At 50.6% G+C, this 17,520-nt stretch carries 19 protein-coding genes and 1 pseudogene; 1 reads left to right on the top strand and 19 read right to left on the bottom strand.

From position 1 onward, the window contains the following. Positions 1-46 precede the first annotated feature (46 nt). From mobQ to DBQ51_RS03550, 8 genes are all read right to left on the bottom strand, one after another. Positions 47-1,492, bottom strand: coding sequence for a MobQ family relaxase (gene mobQ, locus DBQ51_RS03585; RefSeq protein WP_107630808.1), 1,446 nt, complete (start codon positions 1,490-1,492; stop codon positions 47-49). A gap of 187 nt (positions 1,493-1,679) precedes the next feature. After that, the gene (locus DBQ51_RS03580; protein WP_107630807.1) at positions 1,680-1,970 is read right to left on the bottom strand and encodes a DUF3847 domain-containing protein; all 291 of its coding nucleotides are present in this window, start codon (positions 1,968-1,970) and stop codon (positions 1,680-1,682) included. A gap of 28 nt (positions 1,971-1,998) precedes the next feature. Further along, positions 1,999-2,460: an RNA polymerase sigma factor gene (locus DBQ51_RS03575; protein WP_107630806.1), complete on the bottom strand. Its 462-nt coding sequence runs from the start codon at positions 2,458-2,460 to the stop codon at positions 1,999-2,001. 10 nt (positions 2,461-2,470) lie between these two features. Beyond that, entirely contained in the window at positions 2,471-2,923 is a 453-nt protein-coding gene (locus DBQ51_RS03570) for an RNA polymerase subunit sigma-24 (RefSeq protein ID WP_107630805.1), read from the bottom strand. Between the two features lie 103 nt (positions 2,924-3,026). Further along, a complete protein-coding gene (locus tag DBQ51_RS03565) occupies positions 3,027-3,440 on the bottom strand; it encodes an RNA polymerase sigma factor (RefSeq protein ID WP_107630804.1) in 414 nt (137 codons plus the stop codon). Between the two features lie 458 nt (positions 3,441-3,898). Beyond that, positions 3,899-4,729: a hypothetical protein gene (locus DBQ51_RS03560; RefSeq protein WP_107630803.1), complete on the bottom strand. Its 831-nt coding sequence runs from the start codon at positions 4,727-4,729 to the stop codon at positions 3,899-3,901. 128 nt (positions 4,730-4,857) lie between these two features. After that, positions 4,858-6,276, bottom strand: a complete 1,419-nt coding sequence (locus DBQ51_RS03555) for a sensor histidine kinase (RefSeq protein ID WP_148336330.1) — start codon at positions 6,274-6,276, stop codon at positions 4,858-4,860. Further along, the gene (locus tag DBQ51_RS03550; protein ID WP_004612692.1) at positions 6,260-6,931 is read right to left on the bottom strand and encodes a response regulator transcription factor; all 672 of its coding nucleotides are present in this window, start codon (positions 6,929-6,931) and stop codon (positions 6,260-6,262) included. The genes DBQ51_RS03555 and DBQ51_RS03550 overlap by 17 nt, the downstream gene beginning before the upstream one ends. Positions 6,932-7,117: 186 nt before the next feature. On the opposite strand from DBQ51_RS03550, the gene DBQ51_RS03545 reads away from it, so the two are divergent. Next, complete coding sequence (locus DBQ51_RS03545; protein ID WP_107630801.1) at positions 7,118-7,486, top strand: helix-turn-helix transcriptional regulator; 369 nt, start codon at positions 7,118-7,120, stop codon at positions 7,484-7,486. Between the two features lie 27 nt (positions 7,487-7,513). Here DBQ51_RS03545 and DBQ51_RS03540 read toward each other — a convergent pair whose 3' ends face one another. The 11 genes and pseudogenes from DBQ51_RS03540 to DBQ51_RS03490 form a co-directional block, all read right to left on the bottom strand. Next, positions 7,514-7,813: a hypothetical protein gene (locus tag DBQ51_RS03540; protein WP_107630800.1), complete on the bottom strand. Its 300-nt coding sequence runs from the start codon at positions 7,811-7,813 to the stop codon at positions 7,514-7,516. A gap of 16 nt (positions 7,814-7,829) precedes the next feature. After that, on the bottom strand, positions 7,830-8,183 hold the full coding sequence (locus DBQ51_RS03535) for a TnpV protein (RefSeq protein WP_012816186.1): 354 nt from the start codon (positions 8,181-8,183) through the stop codon (positions 7,830-7,832). 26 nt (positions 8,184-8,209) lie between these two features. Further along, positions 8,210-10,090, bottom strand: coding sequence for a recombinase family protein (locus DBQ51_RS03530; RefSeq protein ID WP_107630799.1), 1,881 nt, complete (start codon positions 10,088-10,090; stop codon positions 8,210-8,212). Between the two features lie 90 nt (positions 10,091-10,180). After that, a pseudogene (locus tag DBQ51_RS03525) lies at positions 10,181-11,131 on the bottom strand (type IV secretory system conjugative DNA transfer family protein); the annotation flags it as partial. Next, positions 11,128-11,598 (bottom strand): PcfB family protein, encoded by a 471-nt coding sequence (locus DBQ51_RS03520; protein ID WP_007887898.1) that lies wholly within the window; start codon positions 11,596-11,598, stop codon positions 11,128-11,130. The pseudogene DBQ51_RS03525 and the gene DBQ51_RS03520, both read right to left, overlap by 4 nt. Before the next feature lie 91 nt (positions 11,599-11,689). Beyond that, complete coding sequence (locus DBQ51_RS03515) at positions 11,690-12,739, bottom strand: hypothetical protein (RefSeq protein ID WP_107630798.1); 1,050 nt, start codon at positions 12,737-12,739, stop codon at positions 11,690-11,692. Positions 12,740-12,753: 14 nt separating this feature from the next. Continuing rightward, a complete protein-coding gene (locus DBQ51_RS03510; RefSeq protein ID WP_107630797.1) occupies positions 12,754-13,467 on the bottom strand; it encodes an antirestriction protein ArdA in 714 nt (237 codons plus the stop codon). A 4-nt stretch (positions 13,468-13,471) separates the two neighbouring features. Beyond that, positions 13,472-14,557 (bottom strand): DNA cytosine methyltransferase, encoded by a 1,086-nt coding sequence (locus DBQ51_RS03505; RefSeq protein WP_107630796.1) that lies wholly within the window; start codon positions 14,555-14,557, stop codon positions 13,472-13,474. Further along, positions 14,544-14,900: a DUF7768 domain-containing protein gene (locus DBQ51_RS03500; protein WP_178105371.1), complete on the bottom strand. Its 357-nt coding sequence runs from the start codon at positions 14,898-14,900 to the stop codon at positions 14,544-14,546. The genes DBQ51_RS03505 and DBQ51_RS03500 overlap by 14 nt, the downstream gene beginning before the upstream one ends. Before the next feature lie 309 nt (positions 14,901-15,209). Then, positions 15,210-16,589 carry a ParB/RepB/Spo0J family partition protein gene (locus DBQ51_RS03495; RefSeq protein ID WP_107630794.1) on the bottom strand — a complete coding sequence of 460 codons (1,380 nt, stop codon included), beginning with the start codon at positions 16,587-16,589 and terminating at the stop codon, positions 15,210-15,212. 45 nt (positions 16,590-16,634) lie between these two features. Continuing rightward, complete coding sequence (locus DBQ51_RS03490; protein WP_107630793.1) at positions 16,635-17,519, bottom strand: DUF4007 family protein; 885 nt, start codon at positions 17,517-17,519, stop codon at positions 16,635-16,637. Position 17,520 lies beyond the last annotated feature (1 nt).

Here is a 17,520-nt window from a genome sequence, read left to right as displayed (position 1 = left end):
TGAAACGCGACGTACTTGACAGGGGTACGCCAAAACGCGGTAGCCTTTACCGCTCCGGCCCACGGTCGTGAGACTTGTCCCTTTCCTGTCGGGACAGCTGCTCGGCGGTTTTGCGGAGCCGTTCCACTGCTTTCAAATCCTCCCTCATGGATTTCATGGCAAGCGTGTCCGTCTGCTTTCCGGCGATCAGCTGGTCGATTTCCCGCTGCCATGCCTTCGGGGTGATTGCCTCACCGCTGTCTTTCAATTCTTTCAGATACCGGGCTGCTGCGTCATACAGGATCAGTTCCCGGCTGTGGCGCTGCTCAAACTGTTCCCGCTTTTCCGGCTTTACTTTGGCAAGCTGCTTGTGGATGGACTTGTACCGGTTGTACTGTTCCCACATCTCCCCGCGCTCGGTAAGAGCGGCGATCCGGCGTTCTGCCTTGACGATCTTTCCCCGCAGGTCATAGTAACGGATGTTCATATCAGCGATTTTTTCATGGAGCTGCTGCATAGACTGGATGCCGTTTGCCTGCAAAAAGCTGAATAGTGCAGCGCTTTCCTGCAAGGCCCGGATTTTGCCGGTGCGGGTGCGGGGAGCGTTCAACTGCTGCTGGGCTTCCCACAAGGCGGTCAAGCTGCTTTGCTGCGTTTGTGGTTTTTCCGCTTCGGCTTTTGACCAGCGATAAAGACGGGTAATGCGGGCTTTAATTTCTTTCAGCAGTTTGTTGTCGGCGGCGATCTGCCGGTTTACCTCTCCCTTGTCGGTGCGGATACCGCGCTTTTCCATTTGGCTGGCAGCTGGCCCCAGATGGACAGAGGGGATTTTATCAATGCCCTGCCGCTTGTAGCTGCGGTGGTCAATGCGCTCCGGTCTACCGGCAGATTCCAGCGCCCGGTTGGTGTAGGCTGCCCACGCTGCCCGCCAAATCTCCACATTTCCTTTATCGTTCCAGTCGGTCGTATCCTCCCGATGATTTTTCCAGCCGCCTTTCCCATCCGGGATGCGCTGTCCGTTCTCGTCCAGATCGTATGCCTTGCGGCACTTTGCACCCCACTGCCCGTTTTCTTTCAAAGGCCGGAGCGTCAGCATGATATGGACATGAGGGTTGCCGGTTCCCTTGTCATGGATAGCAAAATCGGCGCACATTCCTTTGTCTACAAAGTTGTCCTTCACATAGGCACGCACAAGGGCAAGCTGTTGTTCGCCGGACAGTTCACGGGGCAGAGCTGCTTCGATCTCGCGGGCAAGCTGGCTGTCCCTTGCTTTCTCGATTTGCTCCACACTGTTCCAGAGGATAGAACGGTCTGCAAATTCCGGCGGGGCGTGGGCAGGCAGCATGATCTCCGCATGAACAATGCCGCCTTTCCGGGTGTAGTCGTGGGTCATTCCGTCCCATTCATTTGTCAGCTTGGTTCCGCTACGGTAAGCAGCTGCGGCAACGGCAGAACGGCCTGCGCTGCGCTTGATGATACTGACAGGGATATGACAGAAATCTATGGGGAACACCTCCTTTCAGTGAGGGGGATAACAGACTCTGTGGAGCCGGACAAACGCAAAGCGGGTGTTTGGCTGCGCAGAGCGCACAAGGGGTTTGGGGAGCGTAGCTTCCCATCGCGGACGAAGTACGCAACGCCCCCGGCAGGGCGCACAGCACCGGCAACGGTGTATAAGTGCGCCCTTGTAAACAAGGGACTTATGGTGTGTCCCCGGATTTTGGAAGGATTGCAGTCAATTCCACAGCCCCCGGAAGGTGGGACAGGGCAATCAGAAATGCTTTGACCTCTGCGCCGGAAAGGTTAGGAGCCAGCGGGAAAATCCCCTCTAAAATGGCTCCGCGCTCAATCAAGCGGCGGGTGCGAACCCTGCGTTCTTCATTCCGCTGCTTGTTCTCTAAAATCTTCTTGCGGTTTTCAAGCTGCCAGATCTCCTTCAGGACTTTCTCCCGTTCTTCTTTTGAGGGGTGGGCTGTAATTTTTTCGTTCATGTCATGCACCTCTTTTCTTTGGAAACGCTCATAGATTGACCGTCCATTTCTGACGCGCAAAGTACCGGCGTAGCCCCCGCAATGCAGCGTGGATGGATTTTCCCGCCTGCGATGGTGTGATACCCCCCATTGCAGCAATATCTTTCACTTTCATACCCAGCATATAGCGGGCATGGACACGGCGAGCCTGCATAGGCGGCAGGGAAGAAATGGCTTCATACAATCGCCGTATCAGTTCTTCATATTCGGCTAATTCCTCTTTTTCTATCAGATGATCCTCCGGCGATGGCTGCGCCCAGCCGATTGCGGCATTTTCGATTCCGTCGTTACAATCGAGGGAGTAAAACGCCTTATAGCGGAACATCTTGCGTTCTCTGGCGGCCTCGGCTCTCTTATCCAGAAGAAACGCTTCGACGATCTCATCGGACACCTCCACAAAAATGTCCTCTTTGCAAAATGGATAATATTGTTTGAGATTGATGGTCTGCATAGGCACGCCCTCACTCTGTTTGGAAAAGGCCATCATAGCAACGGCGCATATTCCGCAGACCCCGGCGGATGGAAACGCTGACCTTGCTGCTGTGGACGCCCTCTCTCCGGGATATTTCCGGCTGCTTGATACCGGCAATGTAGTAGGCGTGAACACGGCGGGCCTGCGTCGGAGTGGCATGAGCCAGAGCCACCGGCAGAGCTGCTATCAGGTGCAGGCGGGTGGTCATTTCTTCTCGTTCCAGCAAAATATCTTCCGGCGATCTGCTGTGTTCCAGTGCGTAATTTTCCAGCCAGCTGTATGCGTCCAGAGAGTAGTAGGCGCGGTGGTAGACTTTCCGACGCTCATAGTTCTCCATCTCCCGCTGGGCCCGATACATCGCTGCCCATACCTCGTCCGTAACATCCACAAACTCGTCATGCCGGTAGTGGGGATACATCCACCGCAGATTGATTGTTTTCATAGGCTTACCTCCTGAAAATCGGAGAGGCGGGCAGCTCGTCCGCTGTCCGCCCCTCGCTGAGATAAGGGAAATGATCCCTTTCACTTGGTAGCCAGAAAACAGGTCATTCGTTAAGCCTGTTTTCAAAGAAATTTATAAATTTTTTTCTGACCGCCTCCACACTTTGATACACAGCCACTTTGGAGCAGCCGCACAGCACACCGATCTCTGCAAGGCTCAGCCCGTCAAGCGCATAGAGCAGGAACCGGCTGCGCTGGACATTGGTGCAGGTGTCCAGAACCGCCATCAGCTCATGCAGCGTTTCCATGCGGCAAAGATATTCTTCCGGCGTTTCGCCGTAGGCTCCTACACCCTCGGTGGTAATGATGTACTCGTCAAACTCCCGGCCATCCCAATGCCGCCGCTGTTCATGGAACAGGTTTTCCGTTTTGTGATCGGCCCGGTCAAGAAATTCATAGACTTCCAGCGTGACCTCCACAGCTACAGCTTGTCCGTTATAATTGATGGTAACTTCCATCTGCCTTTCCTCCATTCAGATTTTTTTGGTAAATCTGAATGGGGCGGCGGGGAGCGACATCGGGGATAAAGTTCGGGCCATGCTGACCCGATGTTTCGGCTCCATAGGGACAAAAAAGCGCCCGGACGGCATAAAGCCATACGAGCGTCATGGAATATATTTTGCTGTTCGCTTACATGGTATAGTACATACTTCTGACCGCATTGCCCCGCTGCTGGAAACAGGCTTTTTTTAGCTGGTGCAGGTCATGGGTACTGTGAAAAAAGACAAAAATAGACACGGCGGCAATCCTCCTATATGCCGCCGTGGATTTACACGGTGTTAGGTCGTCGTTAGATTGGGATAGACGAAAAGAAACGGCGGCTCTGAAAATCAAAGCCGCCGCTTCATAGGCACGTGAAAATGTGTCTGCTGTACGACGGCTTTTTTTCTTTTGCCGTCGTCCGGCAATTCACAAGTTATTTCACAAACTGTTCTAATTCTCCCTTATCCACAGAAACCAGCTTTTCAATGTTGCCGGCCTTGTCACGAACAACATTCAAACTAACGCCATCACTCACACCTTTGTCGCAAAAAGTGTAATGCTCCTTGTCGTAAAGGATATAGATAGGCTTTTCGCCGTACATCCAATGATTAGAAGACTTGTCATAAGAAACGCCAAATTCGGTGTATGCGTCCAGACTGTCATCACGATAATTTGGATCGCCTTGTTCAAAGCTACCACTTCCGGCCGTAATTCCCGCCTTTTCCAATTCGGCTTTCAATGCCTCCTGCTCTTTGGTGCGAGCATTAAAGTCAGCGTCCGAGGATTGCTTTAGACCCGTCAGAGTTCCATCTTCATCTCTAATGGGTTCAACGTCTATCACACCGTCATCATAGGAAAAGCCATTCGTTTCATTAGAATTGATATGCTCCTTAGAATTGATATGATCCTTGAAGTAACGCACGACTTGCCCGTTATAGAAGAAACGATCCTTTTCCGTGTCGTATGTCATACCATACGGTTCATAGATAGAATACTTTTCAGCAACCTCAGCCCGGCGTTCTTGCTCCGCTTTGGCCTGTTCCTCAGAGGAAAGGACTTCATCATTCTCGTAGGCTTGCACCGAGGAAGCCTCGTCAGAGGAAATGGGAGTGCCGCTATCTTTCGCCTCCTCAAAAGGCGTTGAGCTGGTAGTTGACTGGTTGGGTTCCGTCTGGCTTGCCGCGCTTGCCGCACAGCCACTTAAAACAGCCGATGCACAAAGCGCCATTGTGAGTAAAAGAGTTGTGATTTTTTGTTTTTTCATATTCTGAAACACTCCTTTCTGTTTCTAAATATATAGTAGCAGAACTGTTTGGGATACCATTGTGGCGAATATGTTTTTTATGTGTAGTTAAAAATGCGGGGCGATCAAATTTGACCGCCCCGTATTTTTCAAAATCGGATTGAAAACAATACCCCTCTGTCTGTGTTTTTCAAGCTGTATATTATATTGTGCTGTTCTAAAATAGTTTTGACGATATAAAGCCCTAATCCGCTACCCCCTGTTTTTCGATTGCGTGATTGCTCCATCCTATAAAAAGCATCAAACAATTTTGAAATTTCTGCCTCTGGAATATGCACACCAGTATTTTCTATCTGGAAAACTACCGACCCATTTTTAGAAAATGCGTCCATATAGATTGAACTGCCTCTCGGAGAATACAAGATGGCATTAGAAACAATATTGTTAATTGCTTTTTGTATCAGCATTTTGTCTGCGGCGATTTGCAGGGCGGGAGAAATATTCTCGTTCCAGTCAATTTCCTTTTGTACGATCAGATCCTCAAATAAAGCATATTCCCGTTTCAGAAGATCAGAAAAATCCATTTTTTCTTTTCTCAGACCTACTTTAGATGATTTCATGCGCGAAACCGTCAGTATTTCTTGTACCATGCTCTCCATTGTATTGATGATTTCAAGGGAGCGCGATAGATATTTATTGCGATCCTGATAATCGCCCACATTCAAAATCATCCCCTCTGTTTGCCCCTTGATAATCGTAATAGGCGTTTTTAATTCGTGAGAAACAGCAGAGAAAAAATCAAGTTGCGCCTGTTCTAATTCTTTTTCGTGCTCTATGTCTGCCTGCAATTTTATATTTGCCGCCTGAAGATTTTCCAAAGCGGCAGATAACTTTTTAGACATTTCATTCAAGCTATGTGCCAAGACACCAATTTCGTCTGTCCGATCTTCTTCACAATTCCAATTAAAGTTTAGTGCAGACATATTTTTTGACACTGCGCTAAGTCGTAATACGGGCCTTGTAACATAGCGGGAATAAATCATTGAAGCAAGCGTAGCAATAATAAGAATAACAAAAAATAGAATGATAAACACATTTGCCAGAGTATTCCTAAGCAAGTCAACCTCATGTGCGCTCCCGGCAACTGTCAATGTATAAAAAGTGTCCAATCCTGCGAAAGAGAACAGATAGCTATGTGTTGCCCGATACGCCGCCGGATCAGTATTTTCAGTTGCTATTCCTCCATCAAGAAAATGTGGAAATTCTTTTGCCCCCTGTGAGGGCAGTTCGATTGCGTTACCGTTCTCGTCGAATAGTTGAAGTAATACCCCGTTATTGTTCAAAAGAAACTCATCGAAGAGCTTTCCGCTTTCCAACGGGGACATGGTTTGCAACTCCGTAATAAAGGAAGAAACCGTATTTTCCAGGTTTGCGTCAAGTGTTGTGCTATATGTTTTGGGAACGAGCCATGAAATGACGGTATATGTCAGAACGCAGCAAATACTGGTCAGCAAAAAAGTGATTGCAAATATCTTTGCAAATAGGCTTCCTTTAATTTTCTTTATCAATTTTATATCCCACCCCTCTGATTGTCTGGATGAAGTCAATCCCCAACTTTTTGCGAAGATTTTTGATGTGAGTATCTACAACCCTTTCATCGCCATAAAAGTCATATTTCCATAGCTTATCCAGCAGATTTTGCCGCGTAAGTACACGACCTTGATTTAGCAGAAGCTCCCTTAACACCTCAAATTCTCGCTGGGTAAGGTCAAAAGAAACACCGTCTACCACAGCGGTATAACTGTCCATATCCAGAACAAGATTTTTATAGGTAATCGTTTGGTGTTCCTGCTCCGGTATCATGGAACTTCTGCGGAGAACAGCTCCGATTTTGCGAACCAATATTGGCATGGAGAATGGCTTTGTAATATAATCGTCAACCTGTAAATCTAAGCCTCGGATTTGTTCCTCCTCTCCGTTTAGAGCAGTTAGCATAATGATAGGAACCTGTGATTGCTTACGGATTAGCTCGCAGACTGTAAATCCATCAATTTTAGGCAACATTATATCCAATAATATCAAGTCAAAATGAGCGGATGAAAACAGTGCAATAGCCTCCATGCCATCACTTGCAATCGTAATTTCATATCCGACTTCTTGCAAAAAATTTCTTAAAAGATCTTGAATATCTAAATCGTCCTCAACAATTAAAATGTGCTGCATAAAACCACCTCCACTGGTATAGTAGCATAAAATTTTGTGATTTGTGTGGAGTTCTAATCATTATTATAGTTTTCTATATGCCAGATTTCAAACCTAAAAACATGAATTATAAACTTCAACCAACCTGCATATAGCAACATTCCACGGGCAAAGTATGAATTATACAATGTAACCAGGTGATATTATATGGCAAAAGTTGAAGATTGTCCCGGTTTTGAAACCTTCGGTGCAGATGTCAAAGCCGCACGAAAGGCAAAGCGTCTTGCACGAAAAACATTGGCAGAAATGGTTGGGATTGAATGGCGGTATCTTGCCAACATTGAAAATCAAGGTGCGATTCCGAGCCTGCCTGTGATGATCCAGTTGATTAAGGTCTGCGGACTTCCCGTAGAGCGGTATTTTAACCCGGAGATCATGCGGGAAGAAAGCGATCAGCGGCAGCGGGTCAGCCACAAGCTGAAGCTCTGTCCTGAACAATACCTGCCGATTATCGAAGGTGCCATAGACGGGGCGCTCAAAATGGAACAGACTGCGAAACAGAAGGAGGACGCATAATCGCGGCCTCCTTCTGGCGTTTCTGTATCATGTTTCCCTGCACTTTTCCAAAAGTTCCCGGCACCTCTGCTGGATTTCTCCGGTTTCTGTCACAGTCAGTTCACGCTCGTTTCCGGTAATTTTATCTTCCAGAAAGTTAGCGTATGTACTCAACAAAGCGTTCCGTAAATCCTCCGGGGTTTTCTGTATCTCGGCGCTGTACCAGTCATTCCGGTGGGGCTCCCATGCCATCAATGTATAACCGAGGCTGGTCTGAACCACCTCATACAAAGGGTCATCATCCAGATATGCCTGAAACACTTTCAAAACCTTTTCAAAGGTCAGCATTTCCCGCACCTCCCATTCAGCTGCAAATCAGTTCCCTGATTAAAATTTCCTCAATCTGTGCCGTTAATGTGTTCATCAGCCCCACCCAACGCATAGGGTCACAGGCTTTCAGTTCTTCCGTGACACCCGCAACTTCCATCATGTGAGGCAACATGGTTTCCACACGCCCCTGTGCTGTCCGCTCAATCTCTAACAGGTGTGGATACAGCTTCTCGCTCATCAGCAGATGGTTGTAGAGAATGGGGCGATGTTCCTTTAGGTAGGATTTTCGCATTCTGCCGTACTTGCCGATAGAAGTTTCCGGCTGTTCAGAAAGTTTTAGGTTGGGTATATCATAATCTCCACAACGAATGTAAGTCAACTTACTCATATTCATTCTCCTTTGCTTCGTGATGATTAGACTGCTGCGCTGGCTGCTATGCTGCCTTTGCGTGGTTCTTCTTTCGGCAGCTGTCCGACAGTAGAAAAAACGCCTTTTTTCATATCCTCAGCCCGGATCAGGGCTTTCTTAGCGTCCATTTCCGCTTTTTTCTTCGCCTTGATTTTGTCCTCATACCGTTTCTGTGCGCCGCTGGCTTTCCGCTTCAAATAATTCTGATGAAGCCTGTCCTTGCGTTCTTCTTTTTTCCGCAGTTCTTCCTGTTCCTCCGGGGTTAAAGGAACCGGCTGTAAGGATGGTGGGATATAGCGTCCTAAAAAATTGAAGTAGATTTCAATTTCCTGCGTGGTGTCCTGACTGCCTTTTCGGGCGCGTTCGTGGACAAGGATTTTCTCTACAAACTCATTGAGCATGGTGTTTGTCAGCGTGTCAAAATTCTCGTATTTATCAATCAGGGCTATAAATTTCTCCGCTGATTTCTGGCTTTGCTCGTAGCCGGTAACAGCCTTTTCCAGCTCCGCAATTTCAATCTCAAGTGCGTCCTGCTCTTTGGCATACTGTGCATCAAGTGCCCTATATCGTGCATCCGGCAGCTTGCCGAGGGCATTGTCCTCATAGATTTTGCAAATCAGTTTTTCCAGTTCTCCGGCTCTCTTTTGAGCAGCGGCCAGACGCCTGCGCTTTTTCGCTATATCGGCACTCTGTTGGGCAACCTGCATTTCCTGAACGGTGTGAATAAATTCCTTCCGGTCATTTCTGGAATATTCAGCGATAGCCCGGAGCGTGTCGGAAACCAATGTCAGAACAGCACTCTCATTGATACGGTGTTGTGTAGGGCATAGTGTCCCACACGGAACTTTGGTATAATTGGAACAGGTATATTGAGAAATCCGCTTGCCATTGTTGGTGCGGTGGACATACATCTTGCCGCCACAATCGGCACAATAGAGCAAGCCTGTGAGGGGAGCCGCTTCGCCCCAGCCGTTTGGATAACGCCGTACATTGCTGCGGATTTTCTGCACCAGATCAAAGGTCTGCTGGTCGATAATGGCTTCATGGGTATTCTCAAAGATCGTCCACTCGTCCTCAGAAACATAGTGGCTTTTCTTGTCCTTAAAGTGCTTGCGGGTCTTGAAATTGATGGTGTGCCCTAAATACTCTCGCTTTTTCAAAATGTTTACGATGGTAGATGATCCCCATCCATAGGGGTCTTTGACCGGCTTTGAACGGTTCACACCCTCGTTGAAGCGGGCAAGGTGTACGACAGGAATTTCAATCCGGTCTGCGGATAGTTTGCAGGCGATCTGATAAGGCCCATATCCCTCCAGCGTGAGGGAGAAGATACGGCGTACCACTTCGGCAGCTTCCTCATCTAACAGCCAATGCTCCCGTTTTTCGTCCCATAAATAGCCGTAAATCACGGTGCCAGTCAGGTGCTTGCCACTCATGCCTTTTGACTTAAACACAGAGCGGATTTTCCGGCTGGTATCACGGGCGTAAAATTCATTCATGATGTTGCGGAACGGGGTAAAATCGTCATCGCCTTTCAGACTGTCCACACCGTCGTTGATGGCAATCAGACGAACGCCTCGCTGCCGCAAAACCTCCATGACCTGACCGACCTTCAGATAGTCGCGCCCCAATCGGCTCATGTCCTTGATGACGATTGCCTCTACACGCCCTGCCTCCACTTCCTCCATCATCGCCAAAAATCCAGGGCGGTCAAAACGGGTGCCTGAGATACCGTCATCGGTAAAGTGCGTAGGGTTTGGCAGTCCATTCCGGCGGGCAAAATCCTCTAACATCTGCTTTTGATTGGATATGGAATTGCTCTCGCCCTGTAACTCATCGTCCCGGCTCAGGCGCTCGTACAGTGGGGTAATTTTTTCATTTCTCATGGCTGTACCTCCTGAAACAAAAATGCTCTAAGTGATTGCTTCACTAACCATGACAAAATCATGATTAAGAAGTCACTTAGAGCATATATCACCGCTGGCGAGCTTGTATTTCTTATACTGCCTCACGGCGAAGTGCTGGGGGCTGCGGCGTTCCAGCCCGTCAAACATATAGTCCACCGCGTTTTTGAAGGTTTCGTCATCCTCCCGGACTTCCATGCTGTTTATCATTTCCACCAGCGTATTCATGTTGCGTTCTTCCTCCGGCCCCTCAAACACGATGTAAGCCACAAGGGCGCAGTACAAAAGGGTTTCGGCTTTGGTCCAGAACTCGTCGCCCTCCTTGCCGTCGCCTTTGGTGTTGGCGATCAGGGCGGTAACAAATTTCAAAACATCGCTTTCTGTCTTGATATAGGCCAGCGGATTGTAGTGCATGGATTTTGAAAAGTCGATACTGTTGAACACCCGCACCCTGTATTTCTCCCGTTGCAGAAACCGCCCGCACTGGTCGAGGGTGCCGCCCTTCGGGTCTACCACCACATACGAGGAATGGGCTTGAAGGAGCTGCGGAGTCAGCCAGAACCTTGTCTTGCCCGAACCTGACGAGCCGATGACGCAGGCGTTTAGGTTCCGGGCATTGGCGGGTATCTTCGGACGGGTGTTCATGGTAAGGAACTCCGTCCCGGTCAGAATGACATTGTTCTGAAATTTAGGGTCAACAAACGGCTTTATATCCTCCTTTGTTCCAAAGCGGGCGGTGCCGTACTCCGCATCCCGCCGGAATTTTTTCGCCTGCCTGATCTTTGACTGTATCAGCAGATACATCCCAGCCGCACCGGCAAGGCCCACCAGCAGGTCAATACCTCCCAGCCCCGGCCAGTAGGTTTCAAAGGCTTTGGGGAAGGTGTCGAGCATCCCCATGAGCTTTGTCCCGAAGTCTGTGCCGGGGGCGATCCGGTAGGCCGTCCCGATTTTGGAGAAGAACCAGAACACAAAGAGGTACGGCAGGTTTGGGAGCACATATTTTCTGATCTTGTCACTCAACGTCCGTCCTTCACCGCCTCTCTGGTCCGCTGCTTTTCCTTTGCCTGTGTCCTGATCTGCTCCGTGAATTTCCGAAGCTGACCGAGGATGGAAGCCTTGTCCTGCTCTTTATTCAGCACCTTTGCGCTGTACTTCTGGAAGGCCGCCGTGATAGCGTCCGCCTGATTGGCTTTGAAAAACAGCAGGTAATGACCGGGGCTCACTTTATGGAAAGCGTAGTCCACATGGAACTCCTTCGCGATCCGGTCAAAATCCTTTGGAGCTCCCACATAGGGCATGGCGCTTTTGCCGCCATAGTGGTTCATCAGCTTTTTTACGCTCTGGCGTCCCTGCGGGGTCAGCGCCTTCCGATGGTGCTTTTGCACCGCCCGCGCCACCTTTCCAAGAGCGGCAGCCAGCACTTTTCCCGTGAGCTTCGTTGTCCTGATCGAAAGGGCAACCGTTTTTTGGTTTACTTCTTCCTGCATAAAACCTCCTTTCCGTCGGGGTTCCCGCTATCCGGGAGGCCCCCGTACAATCTCGGGGAACAGAAAACCCCGGGCCAATGTGGCCCGAGGCTTACCGCTCGGCATCCCTGCCGGACGGTGCTTTCTTTTCCGGCTCCGTCTGGACTTTTTTGCCCTGTTCCCGCATGGTCTGCAAGATAGAGGGCTTCTTTTGAAGCTGGGAGGGCTTTTCGCCGGACAGCGGCTTGATACATTCCAAACGGTCAGCCGCCCGGATGGCGTTGTCCGTGAGCTGCCTCTGCCATGCGCCCACGCTGGGAGCCCAGCGAAAGCCGCTGCTTTTCAGCTCGGCCCGGGTGTCAGCGTCAGGCTTTCCATCAAAGAACACCTGCAAGCGGTTGTCCTCCCGGTTCATTTCCACACGGCCCCCATCGAACTCCCAGCCGGAAAATTCCTGCTGTGCCTGTTTGGAAAGCTGTTCGATACGGGTCTTTACCCGGCGGATTTCCGCATTGTTGTTGGTAAGCTGGTAGCCTTCAAAGGGCCTCGGATCGCTCCGCCAGCTTGACGCCATGCTTGCTTTCAGCTTTTCGATCTGATCCGGCGACAGCAGCGCACAGCCGTCCAGCTTGCCATGCTTGCGGTAATAGGCGTTGACCTCCTTCATAATGAGCTGGGAGCGTTCCAGCCCGTCCAGCTTCTTCTGGAGCTTTTCAATGGCCGCCGGGTCATCGGCGCTGATCCCACCCATGCCGGTACTGCGTATCTTATCCAGAAGCCCTTGAATATACCGCCATTCCTCCATGTTGCTGTCCCGAGCCCGGTTTTGCTTTTCCTTTTTTCCCACCGGGAAATTGGCAGGTCCGGCGATCATCACAGAGGGAACCCTTGCGTCAATGGCAAAGCCCTGGTTCATGTTTTCGGCCAGCTTGCGGGCGTAGGTGTCCAGCAGATGGTCGATCTTCTCATGGTACATGGGGTCCGCCCGGGATTTCTGCTGTTCCGCTATGGCGGCGGCCTTGTCCACCATTGCCCGGTATTCCGCCGTTGCGCTCCCTTCCTTGTAATCGGAAAAGCTGTTCATTTCCTTTGCCCGACGGGCGGCCCCTTCATTGATAGGGTAATAGTTGATGGTATGCACCTCCTTCATGCTTCGGGCCATGCTGGCCCGAAGTCCTACCGTTCTTCATGGGAAGGCCCCGCCTTGTCCTTTTTCGGAGCGGGCAGGGCTTCTTGAAACCGTTTGAGTGCGGCGAGAATGGAGTGGACAGGCTCGGCCTTTTCAGGATAGGCAAATATCCGGTGTTCCGGCGGGATGTCCTGCGGCCCGTGATAATACTCCTTGAAGCCCTCCGGGACTACCGACACATACCCACCGGGAGCGAATACGCCGCCCTCGTTGATACGCACATCCCGTCCGTATGCTTCATAATCGAAGTAGTTCTGAATGTGCTCCGGTATGTCGATGGTCCCCAGCTCGTCGGCGTAAAGATGGCCCAGCCCTTCATCATCGGAAATATCCGGGTAAAAGCGGTAAAGGTCAAGGTTCTGCGTCAGGTTTATCAAATCCTTCACGCTCCTTGTGTGGTTTCCTAAGACAAGAGCGGCTTCAAAGGTTTCCAGTCCGCCCTTATCCCGTACTTCCAGCAGGGCGTGGCCCAGCTCGTTCAGCTCGTCGATGTTCTCACATTCGTAGAGATGATCGTAGAGCCCCAGCACATCACTGTCAAAGCTGGTAAAGAACACTTCGCTGTACCGCTTCCCGTCTATCCCGATTTTGGCAAGGGCGGCCTGCAACTCCTGTGTCGTCATGGGGAAATGTACCGTTGTCCCTACCTCGATTCCCATTAAGGGGTATAGGGCTGTATTGGTTATATAGGCTTCAAACATGGGCTCATTCCTCCTTTCCGGCCCGGTCAGCCAGCACCTCATAGATCCCGGCCATAATGTAATCGGCACAAGGGAGGGCAATCGCATTTCCCAGCGCCTTGTAGCGTTGCAGAGGCCGGATCTCCATGCCGTCCGCCCCGTACTTTGTCCAGCCCTCCGGCAGCCCCATCAGCCGTTCACTTTCTGTTTCCGTCAGAAAACGGATACAGCCGCCCTCCGGGTCGCCCTCATGCCAGAAGGCAAAGGGCGTTACATCACTGGCTAAAAGAGTGGGAAAAGGGTCAGTTGGTAATCCGAAGCTGTTTCGGAAGGCCGTTTCTTCCTGCCTTTTTGCCGCTCCCCGCATACGGAAGCACTGAAAGGGGTGGATGACTGGTATCTGCCGCCCTGTTTCAAAAGAAGCTGTTCGATCTCCTTCGGCGGCGGCCCGCCCGCCCTCTCCGCAAGGCGGAGGAAGTGGGAGCATTGGACGGGGCTTAAATAGTATGTCTGCGGCACGTCTGCCTCCAAAATCCGCCACGACGAAAATCCGCTGCCTTCGTGCCAGCCTTCGGGAGCCTGCCCAATACTGGGCGTCCATGAGCCGCCAGCACACATCAGGCGTTCCCCCTCGCACCATTCCGGCGTTTCCCCATCTTCCCGAAGGAGGCATTGGAACTTCGGTGTCCGAGAAGGCGGATAGGACGGCTCTAAAGTCCATCCGGTCATTTGTAGAAAACGCTCCCATGACGTTTTCCCAAACAGCGATAGCTGGATATAGGTTATCAGTAGCATCCCTCATTTCCTGTATGATACGAAACGCCTGATAGAACAGGCTTGATTTTGCCCCGGCAAGGCCGGAGCGGTTGCCGATCAGAGAAAGGTTCTGACAGGGAGAGCCGAAGGTTATCACATGGACCGGCGGGATTTTCCCGCCGTCCACCTTCGTAATATCTCCCAAATGCGCCATATCGGGAAAGTGCCTTTTGGTTATGGAGATGGGCGCTTTTTCAATCTCGCTGGCCCATACCGGACGGATACCGCACCGAGAAGCAGCCAGAGGGAACACGCCGATCCCGTCAAAAAGGCTCCCCAGCTTAATGTCCGGCATAGCCCGGGGTGCCGTGTCCCTTCACGGCAAGCACCCCTTCCAGCGTTGTCGCCGCAATGCCCAGCCGCCCGGCAACCGCAATATCGTTTTTTACATCCTCGTCCACAACGCTGCCGCAGACGATCAGGGTATGGGAGCGCCGCAGCATATCCCGGCGCATATCAATCCCGGCCTTGTGTTCCTCGGGAACGCTGTCATTCAAAAACAACGGCAGATACAAGAGCGGGCAGATTGGGGAAAAGCCCGCCTCATAAGCAAGGCGGCAGTAGTGGGCCGCCAGCTCCATATCAACATCCGGCTCGCCGCTCCATGCGGCGGTCAGGTACGCTAAAGGTCGTTTCATTGGTTGAGCCTCCATTTCTGTTTTGGTTTAGGGAAAAGCAAGGTATCGCCCAATCCCTCCGCCCCTTCCCCCGGGAAGGGGAACGGCTCTGGAGAATTTATATCCCCGTCGCTTGATCGGGAAAAAGCATAACCGGGAGAAATCCGTCAAGGGTGCCTCTGGCACCGCCTGCGGCGGCGCTGCCCTTGACTGATTTTCCCGGCTATGCTACGGAATAACTGGCGACGGGGAATAATTTATATCTCCAGAGCTTCGGGGCGCGGGGCAGAGCCCCGCAATCCTCGGGCCACGTTGACCCGAGGTTTCGGCTTACTTTTCCTGTTCGTTTTTCTTCTCCGGCTTTTCGTGTTCCTTCTGCTGGCCCTTCCAGTCGTCCAGCAGCTTGATAATCTGGTCCTTCATTTCCCTCGGCGTAGTTTCCTTGCCGAAATACTTGCTCAGTTCCGCACCTGTCAAAATCACTTTGTCTACCTCCTTTTTGTCCTCCATCATAATGCCGTCAATCACATCCCCGTTGAGCAGCTTCTTTTCGTCCAGCTCACGCATACGCTTTGCCTGCGCCTGCGAAGGAGAGGACTGCTGGCTGTCAATGGCAACGGCGATATAGTTCTGGTTCTTTTTGCTGACATAGGAAAGCTCCACCGCCGTAGTAAAGCCCAGCTTTTTTTCATCCATCAACTTCATCAGGTCGGGAACCAGCTCATTGAGACGGATATACCGCTGCACCTGCTTGACCGCCATCTTATTGCGCTCGGCCACGATCTCGTTGGAGCGTTTGCCAGCGTCCTTCGGGTCAATCTGGCCCGAAGTGCGGGAGCCCTGGTGCTTGATAGCTTCAAGCTGCATTTTCAAGGCTTTGGCCCGCTCACTGGGGAGGATTTCTTCACGCTGGTTCAGATTGTCCTCGACCATCTGGGTGATGGCTTCATCGTCTGTCAGGTTTCGGACGATACAGGGCATATCCGCATATCCGGCAAGCTCACTGGCTTTCTGGCGGCGGTGGCCGGACACGATCTCATAGCCGCCATCCTCACGGGGACGAACAATAGCGGGCTGGGTCACGCCCTTGTCCTTAACGCTGGACACCATAGCCCGCATTTCTTCATCATCCCGGACTTCAAAGGGATGGTTCTTGAAGGCGTAGAGCTCGTTCAGCTTGATATAGACGATCTGCTCCTTGCCCCGGCGTGGTGCATCCTTCGGCTTTTCGGGTTCCTTCGGAGTGGGAGCAGTCTGCACCGTTGGAGCCGTTTTTTTCTCCGGTTCCTTTTTGACCGCCTTTTCCGGTTTCTGTGCGGGAGCTTTGGGCTTCGGGGCTGCGTCCTTGTCCTTATCTGCCTTCGGGGGACGGCCCCGGCGCTTCGGCTGTTCCGGCTCTTTGGGTTTTTCCTCCTCTTTCTTCGGAGCCTCCGGCTGCTTTTCCGGTTTTTCCGTTTTTGCCGGGACAGGCTTTTCCCCGCTGGGAGCTGCCGCCCGTTCCTCGACCTTCTTTTCCTTCATAATTTCAGCGAAGTTATAGACGGAAACCTGCGGGTTCTTTACCTCCGGTTCCGTCTTTTTTTCCGGCTCCGGGGAAACGGAAACCTTCTCCGGCTCTTTTGGGGGAGTAGGCGGTGTTTCTTTGCCCGGTCCGGTATCCGTTACCGGCTGTTCCGGCGTTTTTGTGGTTTTATCATCTGCCATAAGCATTTACCTCCTGTTTTTTGGCATGAAAAAAGGGGCTCAACTTTTCAGTCAAGCCCCCGTGGGAAGTTCCTCCTTTCTCCACCATGATACAAAAATACCGCCCGTAGTCTCGTTTGGGCGGTACTTTGCGTAAGATTGGCAGTCCATTATTAAGTTTTTTATTATGTTCCCTTTGTACACCGTTGCAATGGCGTCGAGATTAAAAATGCGCCCAATATTACATGGAGCAGTCAAAAGTTCATTTAAAGTAATTTCTTCTCTTCCGTGTACTTGATCAACAATTACAGCAAGGATTACCCAAGGATTAAAACTCTTTGCTGATGGGATTGACTTTTTATAAGTGCGCTTTTCCTTGCTTAGTATATCAATAAATCCCAGTTCACCGAATGGACAATCTATATTGTTTTCAGGTGATACCTTTCCGGGGTTTGATTTGTATCTCGGCAAATATGTGTTTATAATGCATGTGAAGTCATCGTTAAGAGACCGCAGAGCAACTGAAATATCTTCACCGCTCATCAGTACATAGTTTTGTAAAGCTGAAACAAAATCTTCTTTGGTAAATTCACTCATTTTAAACTCATTGAAAAAAAAGTACCACGAAGTAGCATCCTCTTGGTTAGATGCTAATTTGTAATGTAAAAGATGCAGAGTTCCAAGTTCTTCAATGTAGCGGTCATGTTCATAAATCAGAGCACCCAGGTCTGTAAAGTGCTGGATGCGCCGGCCAGCGGCTGGTTCTTGTGTTACCCCAACAGCCTGCAGCCAGTAACGTAGGGCTTTTACCATATTTGTGCCGATACCAAGTATATCCGTTGGATTTTCGTCCCGTGCGACAAAAACATCCGCTCTATTATGGACATGCTTCATGCCCTTGTTCAGCCAACCTTTTCTTATAAAAAATGTATCATGGGCACGAAATTTCATAGCCATT

This window comes from Agathobaculum massiliense, assembly GCF_900291975.1.
In the GTDB taxonomy this organism is placed as follows: domain Bacteria; phylum Bacillota; class Clostridia; order Oscillospirales; family Butyricicoccaceae; genus Agathobaculum; species Agathobaculum ammoniilyticum.
This window is presented reverse-complemented; position numbering and strand designations above follow the sequence as displayed.